At 73.6% G+C, this 417-nt stretch carries 1 protein-coding gene; it reads left to right on the top strand.

Annotated features, from left to right (window positions below; genetic code table 11):
- Window positions 1-24: 24 nt before the first annotated feature.
- On the top strand, window positions 25-417 hold a 393-nt coding region (locus tag AOK16_RS27510; protein ID WP_169790936.1), incomplete at its 3' end, for a thioesterase domain-containing protein.

The following is a 417-nucleotide window of genomic DNA, read 5'->3' as shown; positions in this document are numbered from 1 at the left end:
CCCCAGATCCGGGAGCGCCCCACGGTGGCCGCCGTCGCCGATCTCGTCCGGCCGATGCTGGAGGGCGGGGCCGAGGCCGGCTCGCCGCTGCGGGTCCTGCGCCCGATCAGCCGCCCCACCGACCGACCGCCGCTGTTCGTCTTCCACCCGGCCGGCGGCCCCACCAGCGTCTTCCAGCCGCTGACCGAACTGCTGCCCGCGGACCAACCGGTCTACGGGTTCGACCGGGTCGACGCGTTGGAGACGGTGGAGGACAAGGCCGAGCACTACCTCCGGCTGATCCACGACATCCAGCCCGAGGGCCCGTACCGGCTCCTCGGCTGGTCCTTCGGCGGCTGCCTGGCCTACGAGGCCGCGCTGCGGTTGCGCGACCGCGGCGAGCACGCCTGCTATGTCGGCCTGCTCGACACCATCCTC

Origin of the sequence: Streptomyces pathocidini (assembly GCF_001418495.1) — a bacterium.
Taxonomy (GTDB): Bacteria; Actinomycetota; Actinomycetes; order Streptomycetales; family Streptomycetaceae; genus Streptomyces; species Streptomyces pathocidini.
Note: the sequence above shows the minus strand (reverse complement) of the source record. Positions and strands in the feature narration are given on the sequence as shown.